Here is a 23,769-nt window from a genome sequence, read left to right on the forward strand (position 1 = left end):
AAAAAATATCGCTATGAGTTCTCAAGAAATAATTAAAATAGAAGACGATTTTACCTTAATTAGGTTTCAAAATGATAGCACAGAAACGTTCCAGGCACAACGCGAAGTGAGCAGTGGCTTGATTCAATTTCATTTTGGATTAAAAGGAGGCGCTAAATTTATCTTTAATCAAGGGAATTATGCTCTCGAACTTCAAGAGGAGAAATCGCTATTATTATACAATCCACAAAAAGAATTACCCCTCAATTTAGAGTTGGCACCAAATTCTTGGGTCATATCAGTAATCATTTCGATTAAAAAATTTCATGCCCTGTTTTCTGCAGAAGCTGATTATATCACTTTTTTAAGCGGTGACAATAAAGACAAAAAATATTATAACGAAGGAAAGATAAGTCCGTCAATGGCAATTGTCCTTAGTCAGTTGTTTCATTACAATTTACATCCTTCGATAAAAAACCTTTACTATCGCGGAAAAGGATATGAATTATTGAGTTTGTATTTTAATCGCACCGAAGATCCCAATGCAGAGCAATGTCCGTTTTTAACAGATGAAGACAATGTAATAAAGATTAGAAAAGCCAAAGAAATAATCTTGGCGAATATGGCTGAACCACCTGGATTGCAAGAACTAGCAGATCAAGTGGGATTGACATTGAAAAAATTAAAAATGGGATTTAAGCAAATTTACGGAGATACTGTTTATGGGTTCCTATTTGATTATAAAATGGATTTTGCTCGAAAACTACTCGACAGCGGCTCCTATAATGTGAACGAAGTAGGATTAAAAATAGGGTATAGCACCGGAAGCCACTTCATTGCTGCCTTTAAAAAGAAGTTTGCCACCACTCCAAAAAAATATTTAATGTCTATTAACCCTGTTACTTAATTAGTATCGATTTTATATATTAAACAATCAATAAATAATAGTTAATTCCAATTTATAAAAAAGTATGTTTCAGTACTTTTGTAAACAAAAAATCACACAATGAAAGGCGTATTATTAGTAAACCTTGGATCTCCTGAAAGTCCTACACCAAAAGATGTTAAACCGTATTTAGACGAATTTTTAATGGATAAATACGTGATTGACGTTCCGTTTTTATTAAGAGCGTTACTTGTTCGCGGAATTATTTTACAAACACGACCTAAGAAATCAGCTGCTGCTTACGCAAAAATATGGTGGGATGAAGGTTCTCCATTGGTAGTAATATCGAAGAGAATGCACGAAAAGGTAAAGCAACAGGTAGAAGTACCAGTAGCTCTAGCAATGCGCTATGGTAATCCTTCTATACTTGCAGGTTTACAAGAATTGAGAGACAAAGGGGTTACAGAAGTATTGCTCTTTCCGTTGTATCCACAGCATGCTATGGCGTCAACGACAACGATATTAGTATTAGCAGAAGAGTTACGTAAGAAACATTTTCCTGAGATGAAATTTGCATCTGTTCCTGCTTTTTATAACAAACCTGATTATTTAAAAAACCTTGCTGATTCTATTAAAGGACATCTAGAAGGTTACAATTATGATCACCTATTATTCTCCTACCACGGAATCCCTGAACGTCACATTCGTAAAACAGATGTAACAAAATCACATTGCAAAATTGATGGTTCTTGTTGCAATACGCCATCTCCAGCACATGAATTTTGTTACCGTCATCAATGTTATGAAACAACTAAACAAGTGGTGAAATTATTAGGCATTCCAGAAGGAAAATACAGCCAAACATTTCAGTCGCGTTTAGCAGGTGATAAATGGTTAACACCCTACACTGATGTTGAAGTAAACAAAATGCCAGATAAAGGAATTAAAAAATTAGCAGTAGTTACTCCAGCTTTTGTATCTGATTGTTTAGAGACATTAGAAGAAATCGCTATGGAAGCTAATCACGAATTCAAAGCGCATGGTGGTGAAGAATTTAAAGCTATTCCTTGTTTAAATGATGGTGATGAATGGTGCTCAACTGTAAGTAACTGGATTAACAGCTGGGCAATTTCTGAAAAGTTAGCATATTAGATGGCAGTAAGTGCAGAGGATTTAGGGACCCAAGACATTAAGATACTATTGATGAAACAAGCGATACCTGCATCTGTAGGTATTTTGTTCATGTCGGTTAATATCTTGATTGATACCATATTTGTGGGACAATGGATTGGTTCCCTAGCAATCGCTGCAGTAACTGTTGTACTGCCTATCACTTTTTTTATATCTTCATTGGGTATGGCAATTGGTGTAGGTGGTGGCTCTGTACTATCGAGAGCCTTAGGAGGAAACAACAAAGAAAAAGCACTGCTCACATTTGCCAATCAAATAATGATGACCTTTTTCATGGCGTCATTATTTGTAATACTAGGTATTTTCTTTAGTGAAGAAATGCTTGAGTTGTTTGGAGCAAAAGGAGCAATTGTCGCGCCAGCAACAGAGTTCTTTTTTCCAATAATATTTTCGGTGCCTTTTCTAGCGCTTTGTATGATGGGAAATAATATCATTCGAGCAGAAGGAAAAGCAAAGTTTGCTATGTATGCCATGATTATCCCAGCCTTTGTCAACATCCTTCTGGACATTGTTTTTATCAAGATAATGAATTTAGGAATGACGGGAGCTGCACTAGCAACTTCGATTTCTTATGTGATGTGTTTCTTATTTGTATTGTGGTTTTTTATGAATAAAAGCGAGCTCAAATTAGAACTAAGACATTTTAAATTCAACTTTCCCATCATTAAGGAAATCACAGAACTAAGTTTTGTTACTTTTTCGAGACAAGGTGTTATTAGTATTTTATCTATTATATTAAACCACACTTTATATACTTATGGTGGAGAACATTCAATAGCTGTCTACGGAATTATAAGTCGCATGTTAATGTTTGCGCTATTCCCTGTACTGGGAATCACTCAAGGATTTATTCCTATTGCGGGATACAACTTTGGAGCAAAAAATTACGATAGAGTAAAAGAGTCTATTCAAATTTCTATTAAATACGCCGCTGTTCTTGCAGCAATAATATTTGTATTTATATTGTTTTTTGCCAAGCCAATTGTTAGCGTTTTTACGACAGACATTAAAGTGATTGAAGAAACTCCTAATGCGCTCCGATGGGTATTTGCAGCCTCTCCCATTATTGCCATTCAACTAATTGGAGCAGCCTATTTTCAAGCAGCAGGAAAAGCAAAAAAAGCATTGTTTTTAACATTGAGTAAACAAGGGTTTTTCTTAATTCCGTTAGTTTTAATTCTACCAAATTTTTTCGGTATTTTTGGCGTATGGATTTCCTTCCCCATTGCCGATGTTTTATCGACAGTGATCACAGGATATTTCTTAAAGAAAGAAATGAATACTAAATTGAACAATACAAGCGATGGATCAATATTATAATTACCTCAAATCATTACACCTAATTTTTGTTATCACATGGTTTGCAGGATTGTTTTACATCGTGAGACTATTTGTGTACCAAATTGAAGCTGCTGCAAAACCTTCTCCTGAAAAAGAAATTTTGCAAAAACAATACAAGATAATGACTTATCGCTTGTGGTATATTATCTCTTGGCCTTCGGCTGTTTTAGCCAGTATTTTTGCTTTTTGGATGTTGTTTTTTACTGCAACTGGAAAAGCTTGGTTACAAATGCCATGGATGCATGTTAAACTTGGCTTTGTTTTTGTACTATATTTATACCATGCAAAGTGCCATCAAATTTTTAAACAATTGCAAAATAATGAGGTCAAATACAGCACTAACTTCATGCGATTATGGAATGAAGGAGCGACCATAATATTATTTTCAGTTGTCTTTTTAGTAATATTAAAAAATGCCTTCAACTGGATTTATGGCGTTATCGGAATCATTTCATTTTCTGTGATAATTATGTTGGGCTTCAAATTTTATAAGAGAATAAGAGAAAGAAATCAATCTTAAAATATGCTAAAAGATTTTAAATTATCTATGTTATCATTACGCATTCGAATATTCCTTTCGATGATTGTATTGATAATCCTAGCCTCTGTTTTACTTGCTTCAATTTCGATTATTCAGTTTAAAACTGAAGCAAAAGAGTACCACCAAGAACGTTTAGAACGCAAAGAAAACGCAGTTAAAGAACATATCAACTATGTTTTATCTACAACAACTTACCCGCTAACTACCGATAATTTAGATCTTATTTTTAAAGATAAAATTCACGAACTAGCACATATTCATAATATCGAAATCAACATTTACAGCCTTGATGGTAAATTGTTGAAATCATCTAAGGAGACTTTCTCTGTTGATCGCGCTGCTCCACCCATTCCTAAATACATTTTGAAATTGGTGCGTTCCTCTATTGAGAAGCGCTACGTAGACATTAAAACCATTAATGGCGTTAAAAATCGCTCTTCATACACACAAATTAAGGACGATAAATTTAAACCCTTAGGAGTGCTTAATTTACCCTATCTTGAAGATGATGGCTTTTATGATAAAGAGCTTAATAATTTCTTGATACGCTTGGGCCAAGTTTATTCCTTTATGTTGATTGTGGCATTTGCCATTGCGTATTTTCTATCATCATACATTACAAAATCTTTAAAAACAATTTCAGATAGGTTAAATGAAACTAGCTTTAATCAGAAGAACAAGAAAATCGTATTAGAGGCCAGTAGTAAGGAGATTAATTTATTGATTTCTGCTTATAATAGAATGGTTGATGAGCTGGAAATAAGTGCCGTTAAATTAGCCCAAAGTGAGAGAGAAGAAGCTTGGCGCGAAATGGCGAAACAAGTGGCACATGAAATCAAGAATCCCTTGACACCTATGCGATTGACGGTTCAAAGTTTTCAACGAAGGTTTAGCCCCGAAGATCCCAATATCATTCAAAAAATGAAGGATTACTCAGAAACATTAATACAGCAAATTGATACGATGAATGCCGTAGCTTCTGCTTTTTCAAATTTTGCATCGATGCCTGCACAGCAAAACGAAACTTTGAATGTGGTAGAAGTTGTCGAATTAACGCTCGATATTTTTAATGAAGAACACATTGTTTTCGAAAAAGAGTCACCAGAAATTATATCTAAGATTGATCGAACACAATTAATTAGAATCATCACTAACTTAGTTAAAAACGCAATACAATCGATTCCTGAAGGCCGTCAAAAAAAGGTTGCTGTTACCGTTACTAAACGCGACAATAATGTACTTATCACTGTTGAAGACAACGGAATTGGTATTAAACCCGAAGATATAATTCGTATCTTTGAACCTAAATTTACTACTAAAAATAGTGGTATGGGCCTTGGATTAGGGATTATCAAGAACATTATTGAAAACTACAAAGGAACAATCACCTTTGAAACTGAATATGGAACCGGAACCAAGTTTACTGTTTCATTACCCATTATAAACTCATAAACTATCATAATGAATTACGAAAACATTCTTACCTCAATTGATAACAATATCACGACAATTACAATCAATAGACCTACAAAACTGAATGCACTTAACAAAGCTACAATCGAAGAATTGCATCATGCATTTGCGGCTGTAGCCAAAGACAAGCAAACTAAAGTTATCATATTAACGGGTATTGGAGAAAAGGCATTTGTTGCCGGTGCTGATATCGCTGAATTTGCTAATTTCTCTGTAGAGGAAGGAGTACAACTTGCAGCTAGCGGTCAAGAAAAGTTATTTAATTTTGTAGAACGTTTGAAAGTTCCGGTAATTGCAGCAGTGAACGGATTTGCACTTGGTGGTGGCTTAGAGCTAGCAATGGCTTGCCATATTAGAGTGGCCTCAGACAATGCAAAAATGGGATTACCAGAAGTATCTTTAGGAGTTATTCCAGGATACGGGGGAACCCAACGCTTACCACAACTTATAGGGAAAGGTCGTGCCATGGAAATGATTATGACAGCTGGAATGGTTACCGCAGAAGAAGCCTATAGAACGGGTTTAGTTAATCATGTTGTAGCTCAGGCAGATCTTATGGAATTTTGTACGGGAATCGCACAAAAAATGATGAAAAACTCACCTATGGCAATTGGTATGGCAATAAATGCTGTGAATGCTAATTTCAAAGAGGGAGAAAACGGTTTTGATACTGAAATAAAATCTTTCGGAAAATGTTTTGGAACCAATGATTTTAAAGAAGGAACTACTGCATTTCTCGAAAAAAGAAAAGCTGTCTTTTCAGGAGAATAGTTGTTTTCGAAAATAATAACCGCAGATTTGGAGCAAAAATAGCCTTCAAATCTGTGGTTTTTTTATTTATTCAAATAAAGTTTTTGTAGAAATCAATCTGCTATTCGGTTACAAAAGCTAATTTTGCAGCTACTCGTTAAGAGTATTTTCAATTTAAAATTCATATCATGTCATACGAGCCAGTATTTGCTCTTTTTTGGGAGCGCGTAAAACAAAGTATTCAAGAGGGAACTTATGCCAAATTAACTTTGGCCAAGACTATAGGAGACACCGAACTAAAAAACATGTACATAAGACCTGTTTTATTAGAGGAAGGTGGCTACACTTTATCGATAATCGCGCGTTATAAAACAGAGGAAATAGAGAGCTTCCATTCCATAGATGAGGCATATGCTATCTTATTTCCATACATGAATAATCCGTTTATGACTGCTTTATTATTCACTACAGAAAATGACATCACTTTTAAACTGAATAAAAAAAGGGTGGGGTCTATCATCGAGCAAGCACCAACCTTTAAAAGTGCATCAGATGTTATTATCGAAATGAAAGACAAAGGAATTATCTAATTCATCGATACTATTATAAAAAACAAAGCCACTCAACTCGAGTGGCTTTGCTCATTTAAGAGGGTTTATAAAGACTATTAAACTTTATATGACAACTACTAATTCCAACCTCCTCCTAAAGATTTATACATATTAACTCTTGCCGTTAACTGCTCTTTTTTTGCTGAAACCAAGTCTAGCTTAGCTTCTAGCGCATCCCTTTGAGTCAACAGCACTTCCATGTAGTCAGCTCTCGCTGCTCTAAATAATGTATTTGTGATTGTAATGGCATTATTCAATGCATTAACTTGCTTTTCCTTTTGACCATAAATTTGCTTTAAATTTTCGATTTTAGACATTCCGTTTAAAACCTCAACATGTGCATTTAACACTGTTTTTTCATAATCAAAAATTGCTTGTAACTGACGGTCATTTGCATTATAATAAGCTGCTTTTATAGCATTTCGATTAATAATGGGAGCAACAACATCACCCGCTAAGCGATACAAAACAGATTCTGGAGTTGTAGTGATGTATTTTAAATTAAATGACTCTACACCTACTCCAGCACGCAATGTCAAAGACGGATAAAAGTTTGCCTTGGCTACTTTTGTATCTAATTTAGCCGCGCTTAACTCGTATTCTGCTTTTCTAATATCAGGACGATTGACTAATAATTGTGATGGCACACCCACATACATTGTGTCTATTTGCTTTTCGATAAACTTTTCAGAGGCACGTTTGATATGCTGTGGAGATCGACCTATTAAGAAATTTAATTTATTTTCCACCTCTACTAATTCTTGTTTAACGGTATATAGTTCGCTAGTGTTTTTAAACACCTCAGCTTCTAAACGTTGTACTCCAAGCTCTGTAGCTTTTGCAGCTAATTTTTGTAATCTAACTGTTCGCAAACCATCATTTTGCAATTCTAAATTTTGTTTTATAATCAACAGCTTATTATCTAGAGCTTGCATTTCATAATAGGAATCAGCGATTTCAGCAATTAAATGGGTCATCATAAAATTCTTCCCTTCTATCGAAGACAGGTATTCCATAACCGCAGCTTTTTTTGCATTTCGCAGCTTTTTCCAAACATCGACTTCCCAAGTTGCAAATGCGCCAATGCTATAATTGGGCAATGCTTCTGGAAATTCTTGATCTCCTTTTACGTGGGTATTTGCATCATTAGCACCTTGGCTCGTGTAGCGACCTACTTTTTCAACCTCAGCAGCGGCAGCAATACCCACAGAAGGTAGGTATTCTCCCTTCCTAGATTGGATTTCGTTCTTAGCGATATCTACTTGTTGCAACATGATATTTAACTCTTGGTTGTTTACCAATGCTGTATCTATCAAGGCACTCAAATCAGCATCATTGAAAAACTCTTTCCACTGCATGTTAGCTGAATTAATCGTATCACGTCCACTGATAGAGTCAAAACTTTCTGGTAAAGACGTTTTCTCTGTTCGAATATCTCTCTTTGGAACACAACTTTGTAACATCGCTAAAGATAAGGTCAGCAGCAAAGCCGACCTCATTTTTACATTCTTGAAAATTAACTTATTCATTATCTTCACTTTTCATTAATTTTTTAATTTTCTTATTCAGCGCTTTTAGTTTTAAACTAAGTCTACTTTCATCTTCTGAGCTGTGCATCAATTCTTCAGATATTGGTTGGAAATTTTCATCTTTAATTAGACCACGACCATCAGACATCTTGGCAAATGTGTAGTACAATCCAGGAATAACAAATACTCCAAACATGGTACCTACAATCATACCTCCCATCGCTGAGCTACCAATAGTTCTATTCCCAATTGCTCCTGCTCCTGACGCTAATACTAACGGAATCAATCCCGCAATAAACGCAAACGAAGTCATTAAAATCGGTCTAAAACGCAACTTAGCTCCTTCCATAGCGGCATCATAAATAGTATATCCTTGGGCTCGCTTCTGGACGGCGACTTCTACAATCAACACGGCATTTTTACCGAGCAGTCCAATAAGCATGATGACCCCAATTTGTGCGTAAACGTCATTAGACAATCCCATTATTTGCAATAGCGCAAATGATCCAAAGAAACCAATAGGCAATGATAATAATACTGCAAACGGCAAGAAGAAACTCTCGTACTGAGCAGCTAGCACTAGGTATACGAATATTAATACGATACCAAATACATAAAGGGAATCATTTCCTCGATTTGCTTCATCATAAGATAAACCTTCCCAGGCAATGTCATATCCACTTGGTAATTTTACCTCAGCTACTTCTTTTATCGCATTGATGGCATCAGCACTGGTATATCCTTTAGCAGGCAATCCACGAATCGCAGCCGAATTATATAAATTATAACGCGTAATCTCGTTAGGACCTAATGACTTTTCGACCTTCATGAACGCTGAATAAGGCACCATTTCGCCCGACTCATTTTTAACAAATAGCTTCTCTAAATCAGATGGTAGTTTTCTATATTCAGGAGCTGCTTGTGTATACACTTTAAAGAATCGACCATATTTAATAAATCCTTGTTCGTATGTACTACCAACCATAATGTTCAAGTTTTCCATGGCTTTACCAATAGAAACACCTTTTTGCATCGCGGCTTTGTTGTCAATATTTAATTTTAATTGAGGATAATTAGCAGAGTAAAAGGTAAACACTCCAGTTAATTCTGGGCGTTTTTCAAGCTCAGCAAGGAAGTCATTGTTAACGCGTTGAAATTCTTGGTAATCTGTTCCGTTAGTTTTATCTAGAAGACGTAGTGAGAAACCACCTGAAGACCCAAATCCAGGAACTGCTGGTGGTTCAAAGTATTCAATTACTGCTCCTAAGTTTTTAGATTTCTCCTCTAACTCTTCCATAATTTCAGTAACGTTGTGCTCCCTTTCATCCCATGCTTTCAGGTTGATCAAACAAGTACCTGCATTAGACCCACGTCCTTCAGTCATAATTTCGTAACCTGCTAATGATGATACCGAGGCAACACCTTCTACATCTTCACAAATTGCTTGTAACTTTTTAGCAACATCATTTGTACGTTCTAATGTTGTTCCTGGAGGTGTTTGAATGATGGCATAAATCATCCCTTGATCCTCACTAGGAATAAATCCTGCAGGCAAAATTTGATTTGTATAATATGTTGCAAAGCAAAATGCAATTAGGATTCCAAAAGTGATAACTCTGCGGTTTACAATGTACTTTAAGATGCCAACGTAATGTCCAGTTAACTTTTCGAACCCACCATTAAACCATGCAATAAAACGGTCAATAGGTGATTTTTTTCTTTCTTTTCCGTGATTATTTTTCAATAACATCGCACACAATACTGGTGTAAGTGTCAAGGCTACCACTGCTGAAATGATAATTGAACCAGCCATTGTAATCGAAAACTGTCTGTAGAAAACCCCAACAGGACCAGACATAAACGAAATAGGAATAAACACGGAAACCATTACCAAGGTAATAGCGATAATCGCTCCTCCAATTTCGCCTAAAACTGCTTTTGAAGCTGCATACGGACTAAGATGTTCCTCTTCCATCTTGACATGGACGGCCTCGACGACGACAATCGCATCATCGACAACAATACCAATAGCTAATACTAAAGCAAACAGCGTAATCATATTGATGGACAAGCCAAACATTTGCATAATAAAGAAGGCTCCAATAAGTGATACTGGTACCGCAATAACAGGAATAAGGGTCGAACGCCAATCTCCCAAGAATAAGAATACCACAATCGCTACCAGAACAAAAGCATCTCTCAAGGTATCAATTACTTGATCAATAGAAGCATTTAAGAAATTAGATACGTCATAACTAATTTTATAACCTACGCCTGGAGGCAAATCCCTTTCTAACTCCTTCAATTTTAATTTAACGTCTTTAATTACGTCACTACCATTTGTCCCTAAGGTTTGTTTTAAAACCATAGAAGCAGATGGTTTTCCATCTAGATTGTCGTAGATATCATAGAATTCACTACCTAATTCTACATTAGCAATGTCGCCTAATTTGATCATTTCACCATTCGCATTAGCGCGAATAATTACATCTCTATATTCTTCAGGTTCGCTAAAACGGTCACGATAGGTCAGTACATATTCAAGTGACTGTGACTTAATACCCGAACTTTGCCCTAAACGACCAGGGCGCGCTAAAATACTTTGCTCTTCCATGGCTTTCATAACCTCCTCTGCAGAGATATTGTAGGCGCGCATTCTATCCGGCTTTAACCAGATACGCATAGCATATTTACGGCTCCCTAAAATTTGAGCACTTGCAATACCATTGATACGCTGAATCTCAGGAATCATTTTAGTATATGCGTAGTTGTACAAGAATTTCTCATCCATTTGATGTCCGTTCTTACTGTACAAGTCGACGTACATTAACATACTAGGTTGTACCGGAGTAATGATAACCCCTTCACGCTGCACTAAGTCAGGAAGCAAAGGCATTACTTGATCTACTCTTGTTTTTACTCTAATTACAGCAACGTTAGGATCTGTTCCTGGTTCGAAAATCACACGAATTGTTCCTTCACCTGCACTTGTAGCATCTGAAGCAATGTATCGCATTCCTGGAACACCGTTTATGGCAGTCTCTAGCGGAATTAAAGTGGATTTAACCAATACATCTGAACTAGATCCTGGGTAAGCGATGAAAATATTTACAGTAGTTGGCGCAATCTCTGGAAATTGAGATATTGGCAATTGCTTGATTGCAAGTAAGCCTGTAAATACAATAATGACCGATATAACGATAGCTAGTACCGGTCTTTGTATAAATTTTTTAAACATTTTATTATTTTTTGGGATTCTTACTCAGCGTAAACATCTAGGCTAGTCAAGACTTTTTTAGAATCTTTTAAATTGTATTTAATTTTCTCATTTACTTTTACCAATCGCAATCCATCTAAAAGTATTTTGTCCCCTACTTTTAAACCTTTGGTTACCACAAATAAGTTTTCTAAAGCTTGACCTACCACAACTTCTCTTTGTTCGATCTTACTATTCTTGTCGATTACAAAAACGTACTTTTTATTTAGTACTTCAAATGTTGTTTTTTGTGGAATAAGCATTGCGTTTGTAAGTGGGATTGGCATTAAGATTGTGCCTGTTTCTCCATGTCTTAAAATTCCTTTTGGATTATCGAAAGCGGCTCTAAAGGCAATATTTCCGGTTTCATTATTAAATTCACCTTCAATAGTTTCTACTATTCCTGGCAAATTAAATTGTTGATTATTAGCCATTAATAAGTTCACTTTTTGCTTTTTGTCTTTATCAGCACTCATAATAAAATTCAAGTACTCTGCTTCAGGAACATTGAAATAAACCCACATTTTGCTATTATCAGAAAGCGTTGTTAATAACTCGCCCTCTTCAAGCATACTCCCTTCTCTTACGTGAAAGTGGTCAATCACTCCATTAAACGGAGCTTTAATATTAGTAAATCCTAGATGTGTAGCAGCCAAGTTAATCTCAGCTTTAGCTTTATCAAATTTTGCTTTAGAAAGTGCTAGTTCGTTTGTAGATACCACTTTCCCATCTGATAAAAGTTTGGTGTTTTTGTACTCTATCTCCGCAGCATTTCCTTCTGCATTTGCACGTTGTAATTCAGCTTGATAAATATTGGGCATAATGGCAAACATGCTCTGTCCCTTACGTACATTTTGTCCTTCATCAATACTAATAGTTTTAAGATATCCTTTCTCCATAGCTCTCAATTCGATATGACGAATGGAGTGGATTTGACATACGTATTCTTTAACAATTGTGGTATCCATGACCACAGGTTGAGTCGCTTCAAATGTGCGTTCTTCCTTCTTTTCTTCCTTGTGAGAGTTACAGCCAATAGTGCATAGCGCGGCCATAAGACCAATGAAAATTGCATTTTTATTCATGATAGTGTTTAAATTTTACGATAAAGTGTAATGGGATTTGGCTTGTAGCTTAGAAAAAAAACTAACATACCAATGCGTACTTTAATGTCAGATTTCGACAAAAAAATAGCAGTTAGATAGCATAAAAATGTGCTAGAAAGAAGGGAATCAGATACGGTAAACTTCGAATAGTACGTACAATGGAGCATTGTACAATGATAATGGTGAGAATACTTTATTTGTAGCTATAGTATCTTTAAAAGAATCTGAAGAAAAAATAGTATTCTTGTTTTGTGTAAAAGAGGCAAAACAACTTATTTTGTCTGTAGCTTTTTTATCTACAGCATGTTCGTTTATTTCTTCTTCGGCATCAATAACAATGGCTCTTTTAAAAATATCTTTAACCGGAGCAGAAGAAAGCAAATGTAAACTAAGAGACAAATTATTAGCTGACAATACTAACTCTGAATTAGAAGCAACAGTTGGGTGTGATGCTGCAACAAAAGTTCTGGCATACATATGACCACAACTATAAAGCAGTATCATGCAAAAAGGAATAATATTTTTTATTGTGCTTTTCATTCGAAATGCAAAATTAAACTATTTGAGTTTAAAATGGGGAATAATTTCACGTTATAAAATTGCTAAAAAATTCTTAAAATGTAGTATTTATAACAGTTCGCGAATTTACTTAAATGAAAAAAGCCTATTAACTTTTGATTATTAGGCTCTTTACGTACTGTTTAATTATTTCTCACCATCCCATTCGGCATAAAATTGCGACAGAAAATTTTCCATATAACGGTGCCTCTCTGCTGCTATTGACTTTCCCGAAGTCGTATTCATCTTATCTTTTAATAATAAAAGCTTTTCATAGAAATGATTTATGGTGGGCGCGTTACTATTTTTATACTCTTCTTTAGTCATGTTTAAATTTGGAGCCAAATTAGGGTCATACAATCCTCTATTTTTAAAACCACCATAATTGAATGCTCTAGCAATTCCAATAGCACCTATCGCATCTAAACGATCTGCATCTTGAACTATATTTAATTCAATAGAAGTAAACTCTTGTTTTACCTTCCCTCCTTTAAAAGAGATGTTTTCGATAATTTTAATCACATGATTGATAGTTTCTTCAGGTAGCTTTTCTTGTTCTAAAAATGCTGTAGCTACTGCAGGTCCTACGGTTTCATCACCTCCATGAAATTTACTGTCGGCAATATCATGTAGCAAGGCGCCAAGCTTAACAACCAAGAGGTCGCAAACTTCATCCTGAGCAATCAATAAACTGTTTTTATACACTCTTTCAATATGAAACCAGTCGTGTCCTCCCTCTGCACCTTCTAATTTATTTTTAACAAATTGTATGGTCTTATCAATAATATCGTTGTTATCCATTGGTTTTTTGAATTAAAAAAAATGTTGATTTAAAAAGATTTACACCTTTAAAATCAACATTTTGGTTTTGTTATATTTTAATTTTCGAAAATTCTAAAAATCTTCAAATTATAGTTTTGCAGGCTCTACCCATTTAAAGATATGTGACTCTTGCGGAATCACGATTCTATCTGAAATTCTTGTCATTCTACCAGGTAATTTCATCAAGTAATCACGTGCTTTTTCAGCCTCATCAGTCAAACCAGTCATTTTATCAATTTCCCATTTGTCGATAAGCTTTTGCATGATTTCAACATAATCGTGAGCTGTGTAGACACCAATACGTTGTGCTGAATCTGAAAATTGCTCAAAAGCCGTACTTATTTTTTGACCTGATTCTCTCAAGAAGTGCGCAGGCATAACAATTTTTTGCTTCATCATATATTGAAAAGCAAGCATCATTTCGCTAGGGTCCACTTGAAAAATTCTAGTTACAAACTCACTATAAGCATGGTGATGACGCATTTCATCACCTGCAATCATCTTACACATTTTTGACAATTTGTTATCACCATATTTCTTAGCCATTTGTGCCACTCTATTATGAGAAACATAGGTAGCTAACTCTTGAAAACTAGTATAAACAAAGTTTTTATAAGGATCTGTACCAGTTCCAATGTCAAAACCATCATTAATTAAATGCTGTGTTGTCATCTCAATTTCGCGCATGTTTACACGACCAGACAAATACAAATATTTATTTAACATATCACCATGGCGGTTTTCTTCTCCAGTCCATTGTCTGATCCACTTAGACCAACCGTTTCTTTCTACATTATCGATACCTTCTACATCCATCAACCAAGACTCATAAGTAGGTAAAGCTTCTTCGGTGATGGTATCACCTACAAGAGTAACCCAAAAATCATATGGTAATTCCTTAGCAATTTCACGTAATTCTCTAACCTCTTCAAAGAAATTATCTCCCTCTGAATTAGGTAAAAAATCTGATGGCTGCCAGATTTTCTCAACAGGTATTAGGTATTGATCAACAAAGCTGTCTACGTTTTTCTCCAAAAACTGCATTACTTCTAATCGAATATTTTTTATAGACATTTTATGTATTTTTAAATTTTTATTCCTTTTACTACAGCACTTTCTGCCTTTTCACTTATCTCTTCAAAGCTATAATCACTCACCTTTAGAGGCTCATGTATTGCAAAGGTAAGACGATTTCCTAAACCAACGGGAAAAAAACCAAATTTAACCATTTTCCAAGAATTGTTTATGCTCACCGGAACCACATAAGCATCAGGTGCATACTTGCATAATATTTTTAAACCGCTTTGAGCAAATGGCTTAGGATGTCCCGTTTTACTGCGGGTTCCTTCAGGAAAAATTACTGCTGAACGATTATACTTTTGAATGTATTCTGACAAGCCTTTTATGGCTGGTATCGCTTGCTTAGGCTCTTTTCTATCGATCAAAACTGACCCTCCATGAGTCAAGTTATACGACACACTAGGAATTCCTGACCCCAATTCTTTCTTACTTACAAACTTTACATGAAAGCGACGTAGAAACCAAATCATAGCAATAATATCGTACATACTTTGATGGTTACAAACAAATATCAAAGGAACATTTGTAGGAATGCCTTTAACGCCTCTAAACTTATATGTGGTTCCAACAAAATTAGTACAGCCTACTAAGAATAAATTCAGGTAATCGACACTCTTCTTATGAGCTTGGTAACCAAATACATTGAAACATACCCACTGAATGGGATGAAATATCACTAATGTAAGTCCGAAAAGAAGATAATAAATTACAGATATAGGGTACGAAACCAGTTTTTCCATGCTTAAAAAATTAACCGTAAAAGTAATAAATATTTTTTTAGTGCTATTTAATTCCCAAACAATAATGGGGTTTACCGTTTAATTGTACCTTTGTCACCTATAAATAATTGCCCTTTTACCATTAAAATGAACTATAGCTATCCTAAAGAAGAAAAATTAAAAAGTAAAATCACCATTGGCTTACTTTTTTCGGAAGGTAAATCAGTATCGAAATATCCTTTGCGATTGGTTTATTATACGGGAGCACTAGCTGAAGATCAAAAAATAAAAATGGGTGTATCCGTTTCTAAGAAGCATTTTAAAAAAGCTGTAGATAGAAATCGATTCAAACGCATTCTTAGAGAAACATACCGTTTAAACAAACACCTGCTTCATGATAATCTAAAGCAACCTTATGCTTTTATGTTATTTTATCAAACAAAGGACAGACTCACTTATGAAGAAATCAATATTAAGACGATTCAGTTGTTTGAAAAATTTTTAGCGCAAGTGAAAAAAGAGGTCTAGCGAATTGTTTTTTTGTACTTTAGCTTATCAATCCATTCTCTATGAGGTTAGCTATACTCTTTTCTGCATTACTTATCAGCCTTTCTAGCTGCAACAAAACTGAAGCAGAACTTGATTCTGAAGTTTTAGCGGTTGCCTTGCCTCAAAAAGCAGACCAAGTAAAATTTGTCAAACCAGTTATTGCAAATGCACAAGAGGTTACCACAATTACAACTCCTAAAATAATTAAAGAGGGAAACCTCCGTTTTGAAACTACAGACCTCACTGCTACTTACGATCAAATCTTAAAAAACGCTACCTTAAATGGTGGCACAATACAAGAAGATACGCAAGGCAAAGATTATGGAAACAGCTACCGCCATCTTGTTATACGCGTTCCTAGTCATAACTTTGATGTTTTTATAAAAAATATCTCTAAGGGAGTTAGCTATTTCGAAAGGAAAGAGATCACAGCCGAAGATGTAACTGCCCAGTTTGTTGACATCGATGCACGATTAAAAGCTAAGAAAACCCTTGAAAATCGGTACCTCGAATTATTAAAAAAAGCAAATAAGGTAACCGAAATGCTCGAAATTGAAAAACAACTTTCAGCTATTAGAGAAGAGATTGAAGCCAAACAAGGCGAACTTAACTATTTACAAAATCAAGTTACAAATAGTACCGTTACCATAGATTTTTATAAAAAAGAACCTTTTGAAGATGGTGCAACCGTATCATACGGATCACAAATTACTACAGCACTGAGTTCTGGATTTAATTCGCTATCTGGTTTCTTTATTTGGTTACTGTCTATATGGCCATTTATTTTAATTCTACTTGTAGTGCTCTATTTTATTCGAAAAAAAATCAAGTCAAAAAATATATAATCAATGCATTCTTATTTTAAAAAAAAATACGTTATCCCTGTACTTGCTTCGGCATTTTTATTTGTAGGCGCTAGTTTCAAAAATGATTTTTTTGAAATTGCCAAACAAATAGAAATTTTCACAACCTTATTCAAGGAATTGAACACCAATTATGTTGATGAAATCAATCCTGGTGACTTAATGGAAAAGGGAATAAAAAGTATGCTTGTTAATCTAGACCCTTATACGGTTTATTTTAATGAGCAAGATGTTCTTCAATTCAAGATAAATAGTACTGGAGAATATACAGGAGTAGGTGCCATGATTGCTCAAGAGGATAATCTATTAGTTGTACGAGAAGTTTACAAAGACTTCCCTGCAGATAAAGCAGGTTTAAAACCTGGCGATAAAATTACGGTCGTTTCTGGTATTACATTAGCAACTTTAAAAGGGGATTCCTCTGAACTGCTTAAAGGTTCAAAGAATACTAGAATTCCAATTCAGTTTAATCGACAAGGAAAAACACTTAGCTCTGAGATTGTTTTAGACGAAGTGATCATTAAATCGGTGCCTTTTTACAGCATGATTGATAGTAAAACAGGCTACATAGTAATTGAACATTTTAGTCAAAAAGCAGCCCAAGAAACTAAAACCGCCCTAGAGAACTTAAAAAAACAAGGCGCTACCCAAATTGTGCTTGACTTGCGTTCAAATCCTGGAGGTCTTTTGAATGAGGCTATTGATATATGCAATCTCTTTGTTCCAAAAAACGAAATCATCGTAACTACAAAATCTAAAATAGAAAAGCATAATGCCGTTTACAAAACAACTAACGAACCCGTGGACACAGAAATTCCACTAGTGATTATTGTTAATGGAAGAAGTGCATCTGCCTCCGAAATTGTTTCTGGAGCTTTGCAAGATTTAGATCGCGCCGTGATTATTGGTAGTCGTAGTTATGGTAAAGGATTGGTTCAAAAACAGATTCCATTGACTTATGACACGCAGTTAAAAGTTACTATTTCTAAGTATTACACCCCTTCTGGAAGGTGTATTCAAGCACTGGATTATGCGCATAAGGATAAAAACGGTCTGGCAATAAGAACAGCAGAGAAAAATTATAACGCTTTTAAAACGCGCAAAGGTCGTCTCGTATATGATGGAGGCGGGATTTTACCCGACGTAGTTTTAGCGGAAGCGCAGGAAAACATAGCAATTGAGCAATTGTTAAAGAATGATGCCATTTTTAATTATGTAACAAAATGGTATTACAAAAACCCTAATTTAGGCAGTACAACTCCGGCCATCACAGATAGTGATTATCAAGATTTCAAACAATTTTTAAAGTCTGATAAATATGCCTTTGATACTGAAACTACAGCTGCTTTAAAAAACACTTTGGCCGTAGCCAAAGAAGAAAAAATTGATGCTGCCATACAAGCAGAATACAACCAACTACTGAATGCTATTCAAAAAAGCCAACAAGAATTGTTAGATAAAAATCAAGAACAAATCAAGAACTTATTAGTCACTGAACTTATAAAAAGGTACCAATATCAAGAAGGATATTATCAATATGCCATTCAAAATAATTCAGTTATTAAAAAAGGAGTTGCTATATTAAATGATCGCACCGCTTACAATAAAATTATAAAGCTATAATAAGAAGACACCAATCGAACGTATCAGTTGGTGTCTTTTTTTATTATGGCTTTTCGAACCTATTTTTTTTTAAAATCATTCGATCAATACTATTCGCGTATCATTTCTATATGCGGAATATCATCTTCAAGATACATTTCGCTGCTTTGAATAAAGCCGTGGCTCTCGTAAAATTTCTTGAGGTATAATTGCGCGCCTATAGTGATTTTTGTTTCATTAAATTTACTTGCTATGCCCGCAATCGCCTCACGCATTAAGTCGTGTCCCCATTTTCTATCGCGATAATCAGCATCTACAACTACTCTACCTATTGAGGCATTATCAAAACTAATTCCGGCTTTAAACAATCGTGCGTGCGCAACTATTTTACCTTCAAACTCAGCAAATAAGTGCAATGCCACTTTATCTTTACCATCGAGGTCTAGATAAACGCAATTTTGTTCGACCACAAAAATTTTACTACGCAATTGTAGTAAATCGTATAATTCATTTACTGATAAGCCGTCAAAGGGCTTGATTTTCCATTGTAATGACATGAGTAGGAAATTTTAAAATTGATGCTATTAGCGCCAAATTTAGCAATTATCTTTTAAGAAAGTCAACAGATTTTATGATTGCTTCTAACTCATGCATGAGATCCCTCTTTTCTTTTGATGGTGAGTAACAAAAACCTTCTAAGACTAAAGCTCTATTATTCTCTTTATCAATGATTGTGTAGTTTATAAATGGTCCTGACATGAAATCATTTTTTAAAACCCAGGTGCCTTTCATTTCATAGGCTACTTTACCATCAATATTAACTTTAAAAAAGTAAGGAGCATAAGCCTCCTCTGTTATCATATCTGTATTTGGTTCCTTTCCATGAATGTAAAGTTTACCAATTGAATCCCGCTTTTTAATAATAGTAGCAACGAGGTTGTCGCTTTTCTCTATCGAATTTAAAGGAACTTGATAAATAAGTAAACTTGTGTTACCACTAACAATTTCCTTTTTTAACCATAAAAAGTTAGCATCTTGCAATACATAGCTGTAGGTTGACGGGACGTCCATATCAATTTGGAATCTATCTTTCAACTTCTTAGTATTTAGCAACGACGGACCGTTTAAAGTCTGGCTTTCCTTGATTTCTGCAGCTTTTATAGTTTGGATAATCTCTGGCGATTTGCCCTGAATTAAATCAAGAATATCTTTGGTACTTTTCCCTGAAATGCAAAATACATTTTGAGGTTTTGCAAAAATATCTTTCTTGATTTGGAAATGATTTTCATCTGCTTTTTTAATCAATATAATATTACGGCTATCTGTCATGAAGCCTTCCATCAATTTAACAGGATATTGATTGATCGTAAATAACGGTTCTTCTTGAGGCAAACCAATTACTGGCGACGCAAATTTATTGCGCACACTATCCCCTATTTCTCCATTCCACATTTGGTCATCAATAATCACAGAGACCGTATTGAGCTTACTAGAAGTATTTTTAAGCGCTATACTTTCTTCCTTTTGACAAGAAAAAAGAAATAAACTTGATAAAAATAGAAGGATTACCTTTTTACACATGATGCTTTATATTATAACAAAAACCTCATAACGAAAATGGTTTATATTAACCATTAATTTTTAACTTCATTCCAGGTTTAATAGCTTCACCGCGAATATCGTTCCACTTTTTCAAATCGGCTATAGAAACGCCTGGATATTTCTTAGCGATACTGTAAAGTGAGTCTCCTCGTTTCACGTAATAATTATGTTGTTTACTATTTTTATCTTTGGTAAACGTAGACACAGCTGCATTATTGGTCTTAATTGAAGTTTCTCCTTTTGCAACAATTAAACGACTACCAACAGCAATTGTATTGCTATTTAAGTTATTCCATTTTTTAAGATCATCGACTGAGGTTCCAAATTTTTTCGAAATCGCACCAAGTACATCTCCTTTTAAAACAGTATATTTTATAGCAACCACCTCAACGACGCTTACAATGTCATTTTTATTTTTATTGGCTACACTAGCAATTTGCAAAGTCTCACCTACTTTTACAACCTTAGTTGTAATCCCATTCCACTTTTGAATATCAGCAACCGTTACTTCATGTTTCTCTGCAATAGTGCTTATATTATCTCCTTTTTTTACGGTGTAAAAGTTAGTTTTTTCATCAGTTGCAACTACAGCTTCATCCTGTTCTTTAACAACAACAGCCTTTGGCTTAGCAGGCTTTTTACTAGCTACGGCAACACGGGTTGTTTTAACTATTTTCAATCTTTTTCCAGAAGCAATTGTATTACTTCTCAATCGGTTCCAACTTTTAATTTGCTTTACACTTACACGGTATTTTTTAGCTATTGCACCTAAGTTATCCCCACGTCTCACTTTGTAATACGTGTTACTTTTTTTAAGAACAGTACTTGTCGATTCTTTAGTTGAATTACTGCTTGCTAAACGTGAATTTGTAAAAGGACGTTCTTTTAAATTTTCTTGGTGGTCAGCATAGGCATAAATTTTATCTTCGTTTGAAGCAAAAACAGCAATTTTGCTTGTAGGTAATCTTAAGTAATGATTTTCATCAGTATAATGCGGAATCACATCTAATTTATATGATGGATTTAATGTTTGTAATTGTGCTACGGGAACATCTAGTAATTCAGATATTTGGTTAAAAGACAATTGCTTTTTAACCATAACAGTATCTGTGGCAAAATGTTGAGCAATAGCTTTCTCAGGAATAATGCCGTGTTCTTTATGATATTCGTATAAGTACATTGTGGCTAAAAAAGCAGGAACATATCCTTGAGTTTCCTTGGGCAATTTTTTTCGAATGTTCCAATAATTTTGTTTTCCACCAGATCTTCTAATGGCTTTTGAAACGTTTCCAGGTCCTGAGTTGTAAGAAGCCAAAACTAGTTCCCAATCTCCAAAAATAGCATACATATTAGACATGTATTTTGCAGCAGCAGCAGTAGCTTTTAACGGATCGCTGCGTTCATCAACATAAGAATCTATTTTAAGATCATATTGTTTACCAGTTTGATACATAAATTGCCACAATCCTGTGGCTCCCATTCTTGACACTGCTTTGGGATTTAGAGTCGACTCAACCACTGCTAAAAATTTAATTTCTAAGGGAACGTTTTCTTTGGCGAAAGCCTCTTCAAACATAGGAAAGTAATACTGCGAAAGGGCCATTATTTTACCAAAAGAACCTTTGCGATATTTTAAATAGGATTTGATAACATTTTCTAAAGATTCGTTGTATTCGATTCTAAAAGGAGATTTGGCATTCATTTCCTTCAACCGTTCTTTTAACAAACTTGTAGGCAATAAATCGTATTCTACTTTCACATCCATGTCAACATCAGCCATATCAACGGAGAGTTCGCTGAACAAATCTAAGTTGGCTAACTCATTCAGCCACAAGCTATCCACGCAGCGTGCCATGTTGTCTTTTACAAAGGTATTTTTTATAGAATCTAGATAGGAAATGTTCGTTTCAGGAGTAGTAATTGCCTCATCAACATCAAGTTGTTGTGAAAATAAGGGCATAGAAACAAAGAACAAAAGGGCAAACTTGGCATTTTTCAAAAAAATATGATTTTAATTTCAACAGAAGGCTTATAATGGGCAATTATACCATTTTTTTTATAAAAACCGACTGTTGAAATCAAAAAAATATTCAAAATGTGTTATAGATGAACTACTTAATCTAAAATTGCAGCAATTCCAGGAAGCACTTTTCCTTCTAACATTTCTAGCATAGCACCACCTCCAGTAGATACATAACTTACTTTATCTTCAAGACCAAATTGTTTTACTGCAGCAACAGAGTCTCCTCCTCCAACAAGTGAAAACGCACCTTTTTCTGTAGCAGCCGCGATGAAGTTTCCTAGTGCGATTGTTCCATTAGCAAAACTTTCCATTTCAAAAACACCTAATGGTCCGTTCCACAAGATAGTTTTAGACTCCATGATTACTTTTTCAAAAATTTCTAATGATTTTGGACCTGCATCAAGACCTTGCCACCCATCAGGAATTTCTTTTACATCAACAATCTTAGTGTTGGCTGTATTAGAGAAATCATCTGCAGCAACAACATCAACTGGAATATGAATTTGAACCCCTTTTTCTTTAGCTAATTTTAAAATTTCGAGAGCTAATTCCATTTTGTCATCTTCACAAATAGAATCACCAATTTTTCCTCCTAATGCTTTCACAAAAGTAAAAGTCATACCACCACCTATAATCATGTGGTCAACTTTATCAAGAATATTTTCGATTACAGTAATTTTAGAAGAAACTTTTGAACCTCCTAAAACTGCAGTAACAGGTTTTTCACTGTTTTTTAATACTTTATTTAGGCTTTCAATTTCTTTAGCCAATAATTTTCCAAAGCACTTCTCTGTTGGGAAAAACTGAGCAATAATTGTAGTTGAAGCATGTGCTCTATGTGCAGTTCCAAAAGCGTCGTTCACATAAATATCTCCTAATGAAGCTAACTCTTTTGCAAAAGCAACATCACCAGCTTCTTCTTCAGGGTGAAAACGTAAATTTTCAAGTAAGATAACTCCGCCTGGCTTTAAATTTGCAGCAGCATTTTTTGCAACATCACCAATAGACTCAGCAACAAATTGTACATCTACTCCTAAAATTCTTGAAGCTTCATCAACGATATGTTTCAATGAATATTTTTCTTCAACACCTTTAGGTCGACCTAAGTGAGACATTAAAATCACACTTCCGCCTTGTGCTAAAATAGCATCAATGGTAGGTTTTGCAGCTTCGATACGTGTCGCATCTGTCACTTTAAAATTCTCGTCTAATGGCACATTGAAATCAACACGAATGATTGCTTTTTTATCTTTAAAATTAAAATCGTTTAACGTTTTCATCTTATTAT

General features: G+C 34.8%; 21 protein-coding genes. 10 read left to right on the forward strand and 11 right to left on the reverse strand.

Annotated features, from left to right (window positions below; all coding sequences use genetic code 11):
* Positions 1 to 13: 13 nt before the first annotated feature.
* From H603_RS0107020 to H603_RS0107050, 7 genes are all read left to right on the forward strand, one after another.
* On the forward strand, positions 14 to 886 hold the full coding sequence (locus tag H603_RS0107020; RefSeq protein WP_026707912.1) for an AraC family transcriptional regulator: 873 nt from the start codon (positions 14 to 16) through the stop codon (positions 884 to 886).
* A 99-nt stretch (positions 887 to 985) separates the two neighbouring features.
* Positions 986 to 2,017, forward strand: a complete 1,032-nt coding sequence (gene hemH / locus H603_RS0107025) for a ferrochelatase (RefSeq protein ID WP_026707913.1) — start codon at positions 986 to 988, stop codon at positions 2,015 to 2,017.
* Positions 2,018 to 3,376 (forward strand): MATE family efflux transporter, encoded by a 1,359-nt coding sequence (locus tag H603_RS0107030; protein WP_026707914.1) that lies wholly within the window; start codon positions 2,018 to 2,020, stop codon positions 3,374 to 3,376.
* Positions 3,360 to 3,917, forward strand: coding sequence for a CopD family protein (locus H603_RS0107035; protein WP_026707915.1), 558 nt, complete (start codon positions 3,360 to 3,362; stop codon positions 3,915 to 3,917). Before H603_RS0107030 ends, H603_RS0107035 begins: the two co-directional genes overlap by 17 nt.
* A gap of 3 nt (positions 3,918 to 3,920) precedes the next feature.
* Entirely contained in the window at positions 3,921 to 5,390 is a 1,470-nt protein-coding gene (locus H603_RS0107040) for an ATP-binding protein (protein WP_026707916.1), read from the forward strand.
* Between the two features lie 9 nt (positions 5,391 to 5,399).
* Positions 5,400 to 6,182 (forward strand): enoyl-CoA hydratase/isomerase family protein, encoded by a 783-nt coding sequence (locus H603_RS0107045; RefSeq protein ID WP_026707917.1) that lies wholly within the window; start codon positions 5,400 to 5,402, stop codon positions 6,180 to 6,182.
* A 167-nt stretch (positions 6,183 to 6,349) separates the two neighbouring features.
* Positions 6,350 to 6,751 carry a hypothetical protein gene (locus H603_RS0107050; protein ID WP_026707918.1) on the forward strand — a complete coding sequence of 134 codons (402 nt, stop codon included), beginning with the start codon at positions 6,350 to 6,352 and terminating at the stop codon, positions 6,749 to 6,751.
* Between the two features lie 98 nt (positions 6,752 to 6,849).
* On the opposite strand, the gene H603_RS0107055 is transcribed toward H603_RS0107050, so the two are convergent.
* The 7 genes from H603_RS0107055 to H603_RS0107085 form a co-directional block, all read right to left on the reverse strand.
* The gene (locus tag H603_RS0107055; RefSeq protein WP_035675604.1) at positions 6,850 to 8,301 is read right to left on the reverse strand and encodes a TolC family protein; all 1,452 of its coding nucleotides are present in this window, start codon (positions 8,299 to 8,301) and stop codon (positions 6,850 to 6,852) included.
* Positions 8,294 to 11,539: an efflux RND transporter permease subunit gene (locus tag H603_RS0107060; RefSeq protein WP_026707920.1), complete on the reverse strand. Its 3,246-nt coding sequence runs from the start codon at positions 11,537 to 11,539 to the stop codon at positions 8,294 to 8,296. The genes H603_RS0107055 and H603_RS0107060 overlap by 8 nt, the downstream gene beginning before the upstream one ends.
* 20 nt (positions 11,540 to 11,559) lie before the next feature.
* Positions 11,560 to 12,642 (reverse strand): efflux RND transporter periplasmic adaptor subunit, encoded by a 1,083-nt coding sequence (locus H603_RS0107065; RefSeq protein WP_026707921.1) that lies wholly within the window; start codon positions 12,640 to 12,642, stop codon positions 11,560 to 11,562.
* Between the two features lie 147 nt (positions 12,643 to 12,789).
* Positions 12,790 to 13,203 (reverse strand): hypothetical protein, encoded by a 414-nt coding sequence (locus tag H603_RS0107070; protein WP_157510412.1) that lies wholly within the window; start codon positions 13,201 to 13,203, stop codon positions 12,790 to 12,792.
* Between the two features lie 165 nt (positions 13,204 to 13,368).
* Positions 13,369 to 14,022 (reverse strand): HD domain-containing protein, encoded by a 654-nt coding sequence (locus tag H603_RS0107075; RefSeq protein ID WP_026707923.1) that lies wholly within the window; start codon positions 14,020 to 14,022, stop codon positions 13,369 to 13,371.
* A 108-nt stretch (positions 14,023 to 14,130) separates the two neighbouring features.
* Positions 14,131 to 15,117, reverse strand: coding sequence for an acyl-ACP desaturase (locus tag H603_RS0107080; RefSeq protein WP_026707924.1), 987 nt, complete (start codon positions 15,115 to 15,117; stop codon positions 14,131 to 14,133).
* An 11-nt stretch (positions 15,118 to 15,128) separates the two neighbouring features.
* On the reverse strand, positions 15,129 to 15,863 hold the full coding sequence (locus tag H603_RS0107085; RefSeq protein WP_026707925.1) for a lysophospholipid acyltransferase family protein: 735 nt from the start codon (positions 15,861 to 15,863) through the stop codon (positions 15,129 to 15,131).
* 126 nt (positions 15,864 to 15,989) lie between these two features.
* On the opposite strand from H603_RS0107085, the gene rnpA reads away from it, so the two are divergent.
* Genes rnpA through H603_RS0107100 form a run of 3 tightly spaced genes read left to right on the forward strand, consistent with a single transcriptional unit; the run spans position 15,990 to position 18,877 of the window.
* Positions 15,990 to 16,370, forward strand: a complete 381-nt coding sequence (rnpA, locus tag H603_RS0107090; protein ID WP_026707926.1) for a ribonuclease P protein component — start codon at positions 15,990 to 15,992, stop codon at positions 16,368 to 16,370.
* 41 nt (positions 16,371 to 16,411) lie between these two features.
* Positions 16,412 to 17,236, forward strand: coding sequence for a DUF4349 domain-containing protein (locus H603_RS0107095; protein WP_026707927.1), 825 nt, complete (start codon positions 16,412 to 16,414; stop codon positions 17,234 to 17,236).
* A gap of 3 nt (positions 17,237 to 17,239) precedes the next feature.
* Positions 17,240 to 18,877, forward strand: coding sequence for a S41 family peptidase (locus tag H603_RS0107100; RefSeq protein WP_026707928.1), 1,638 nt, complete (start codon positions 17,240 to 17,242; stop codon positions 18,875 to 18,877).
* Between the two features lie 89 nt (positions 18,878 to 18,966).
* On the opposite strand, the gene H603_RS0107105 is transcribed toward H603_RS0107100, so the two are convergent.
* The 4 genes from H603_RS0107105 to H603_RS0107120 form a co-directional block, all read right to left on the reverse strand.
* On the reverse strand, positions 18,967 to 19,413 hold the full coding sequence (locus tag H603_RS0107105; protein WP_026707929.1) for a GNAT family N-acetyltransferase: 447 nt from the start codon (positions 19,411 to 19,413) through the stop codon (positions 18,967 to 18,969).
* 46 nt (positions 19,414 to 19,459) lie between these two features.
* The gene (locus H603_RS0107110; protein WP_026707930.1) at positions 19,460 to 20,437 is read right to left on the reverse strand and encodes a DUF4837 family protein; all 978 of its coding nucleotides are present in this window, start codon (positions 20,435 to 20,437) and stop codon (positions 19,460 to 19,462) included.
* 46 nt (positions 20,438 to 20,483) lie between these two features.
* Positions 20,484 to 22,457: a LysM peptidoglycan-binding domain-containing protein gene (locus tag H603_RS0107115; RefSeq protein WP_245576098.1), complete on the reverse strand. Its 1,974-nt coding sequence runs from the start codon at positions 22,455 to 22,457 to the stop codon at positions 20,484 to 20,486.
* A gap of 116 nt (positions 22,458 to 22,573) precedes the next feature.
* Positions 22,574 to 23,761: a phosphoglycerate kinase gene (locus H603_RS0107120; protein ID WP_026707932.1), complete on the reverse strand. Its 1,188-nt coding sequence runs from the start codon at positions 23,759 to 23,761 to the stop codon at positions 22,574 to 22,576.
* Positions 23,762 to 23,769: the final 8 nt, after the last annotated feature.

The organism is Flavobacterium frigidarium DSM 17623 (assembly GCF_000425505.1).
GTDB classification, from domain to species: Bacteria; Bacteroidota; Bacteroidia; order Flavobacteriales; family Flavobacteriaceae; genus Flavobacterium; species Flavobacterium frigidarium.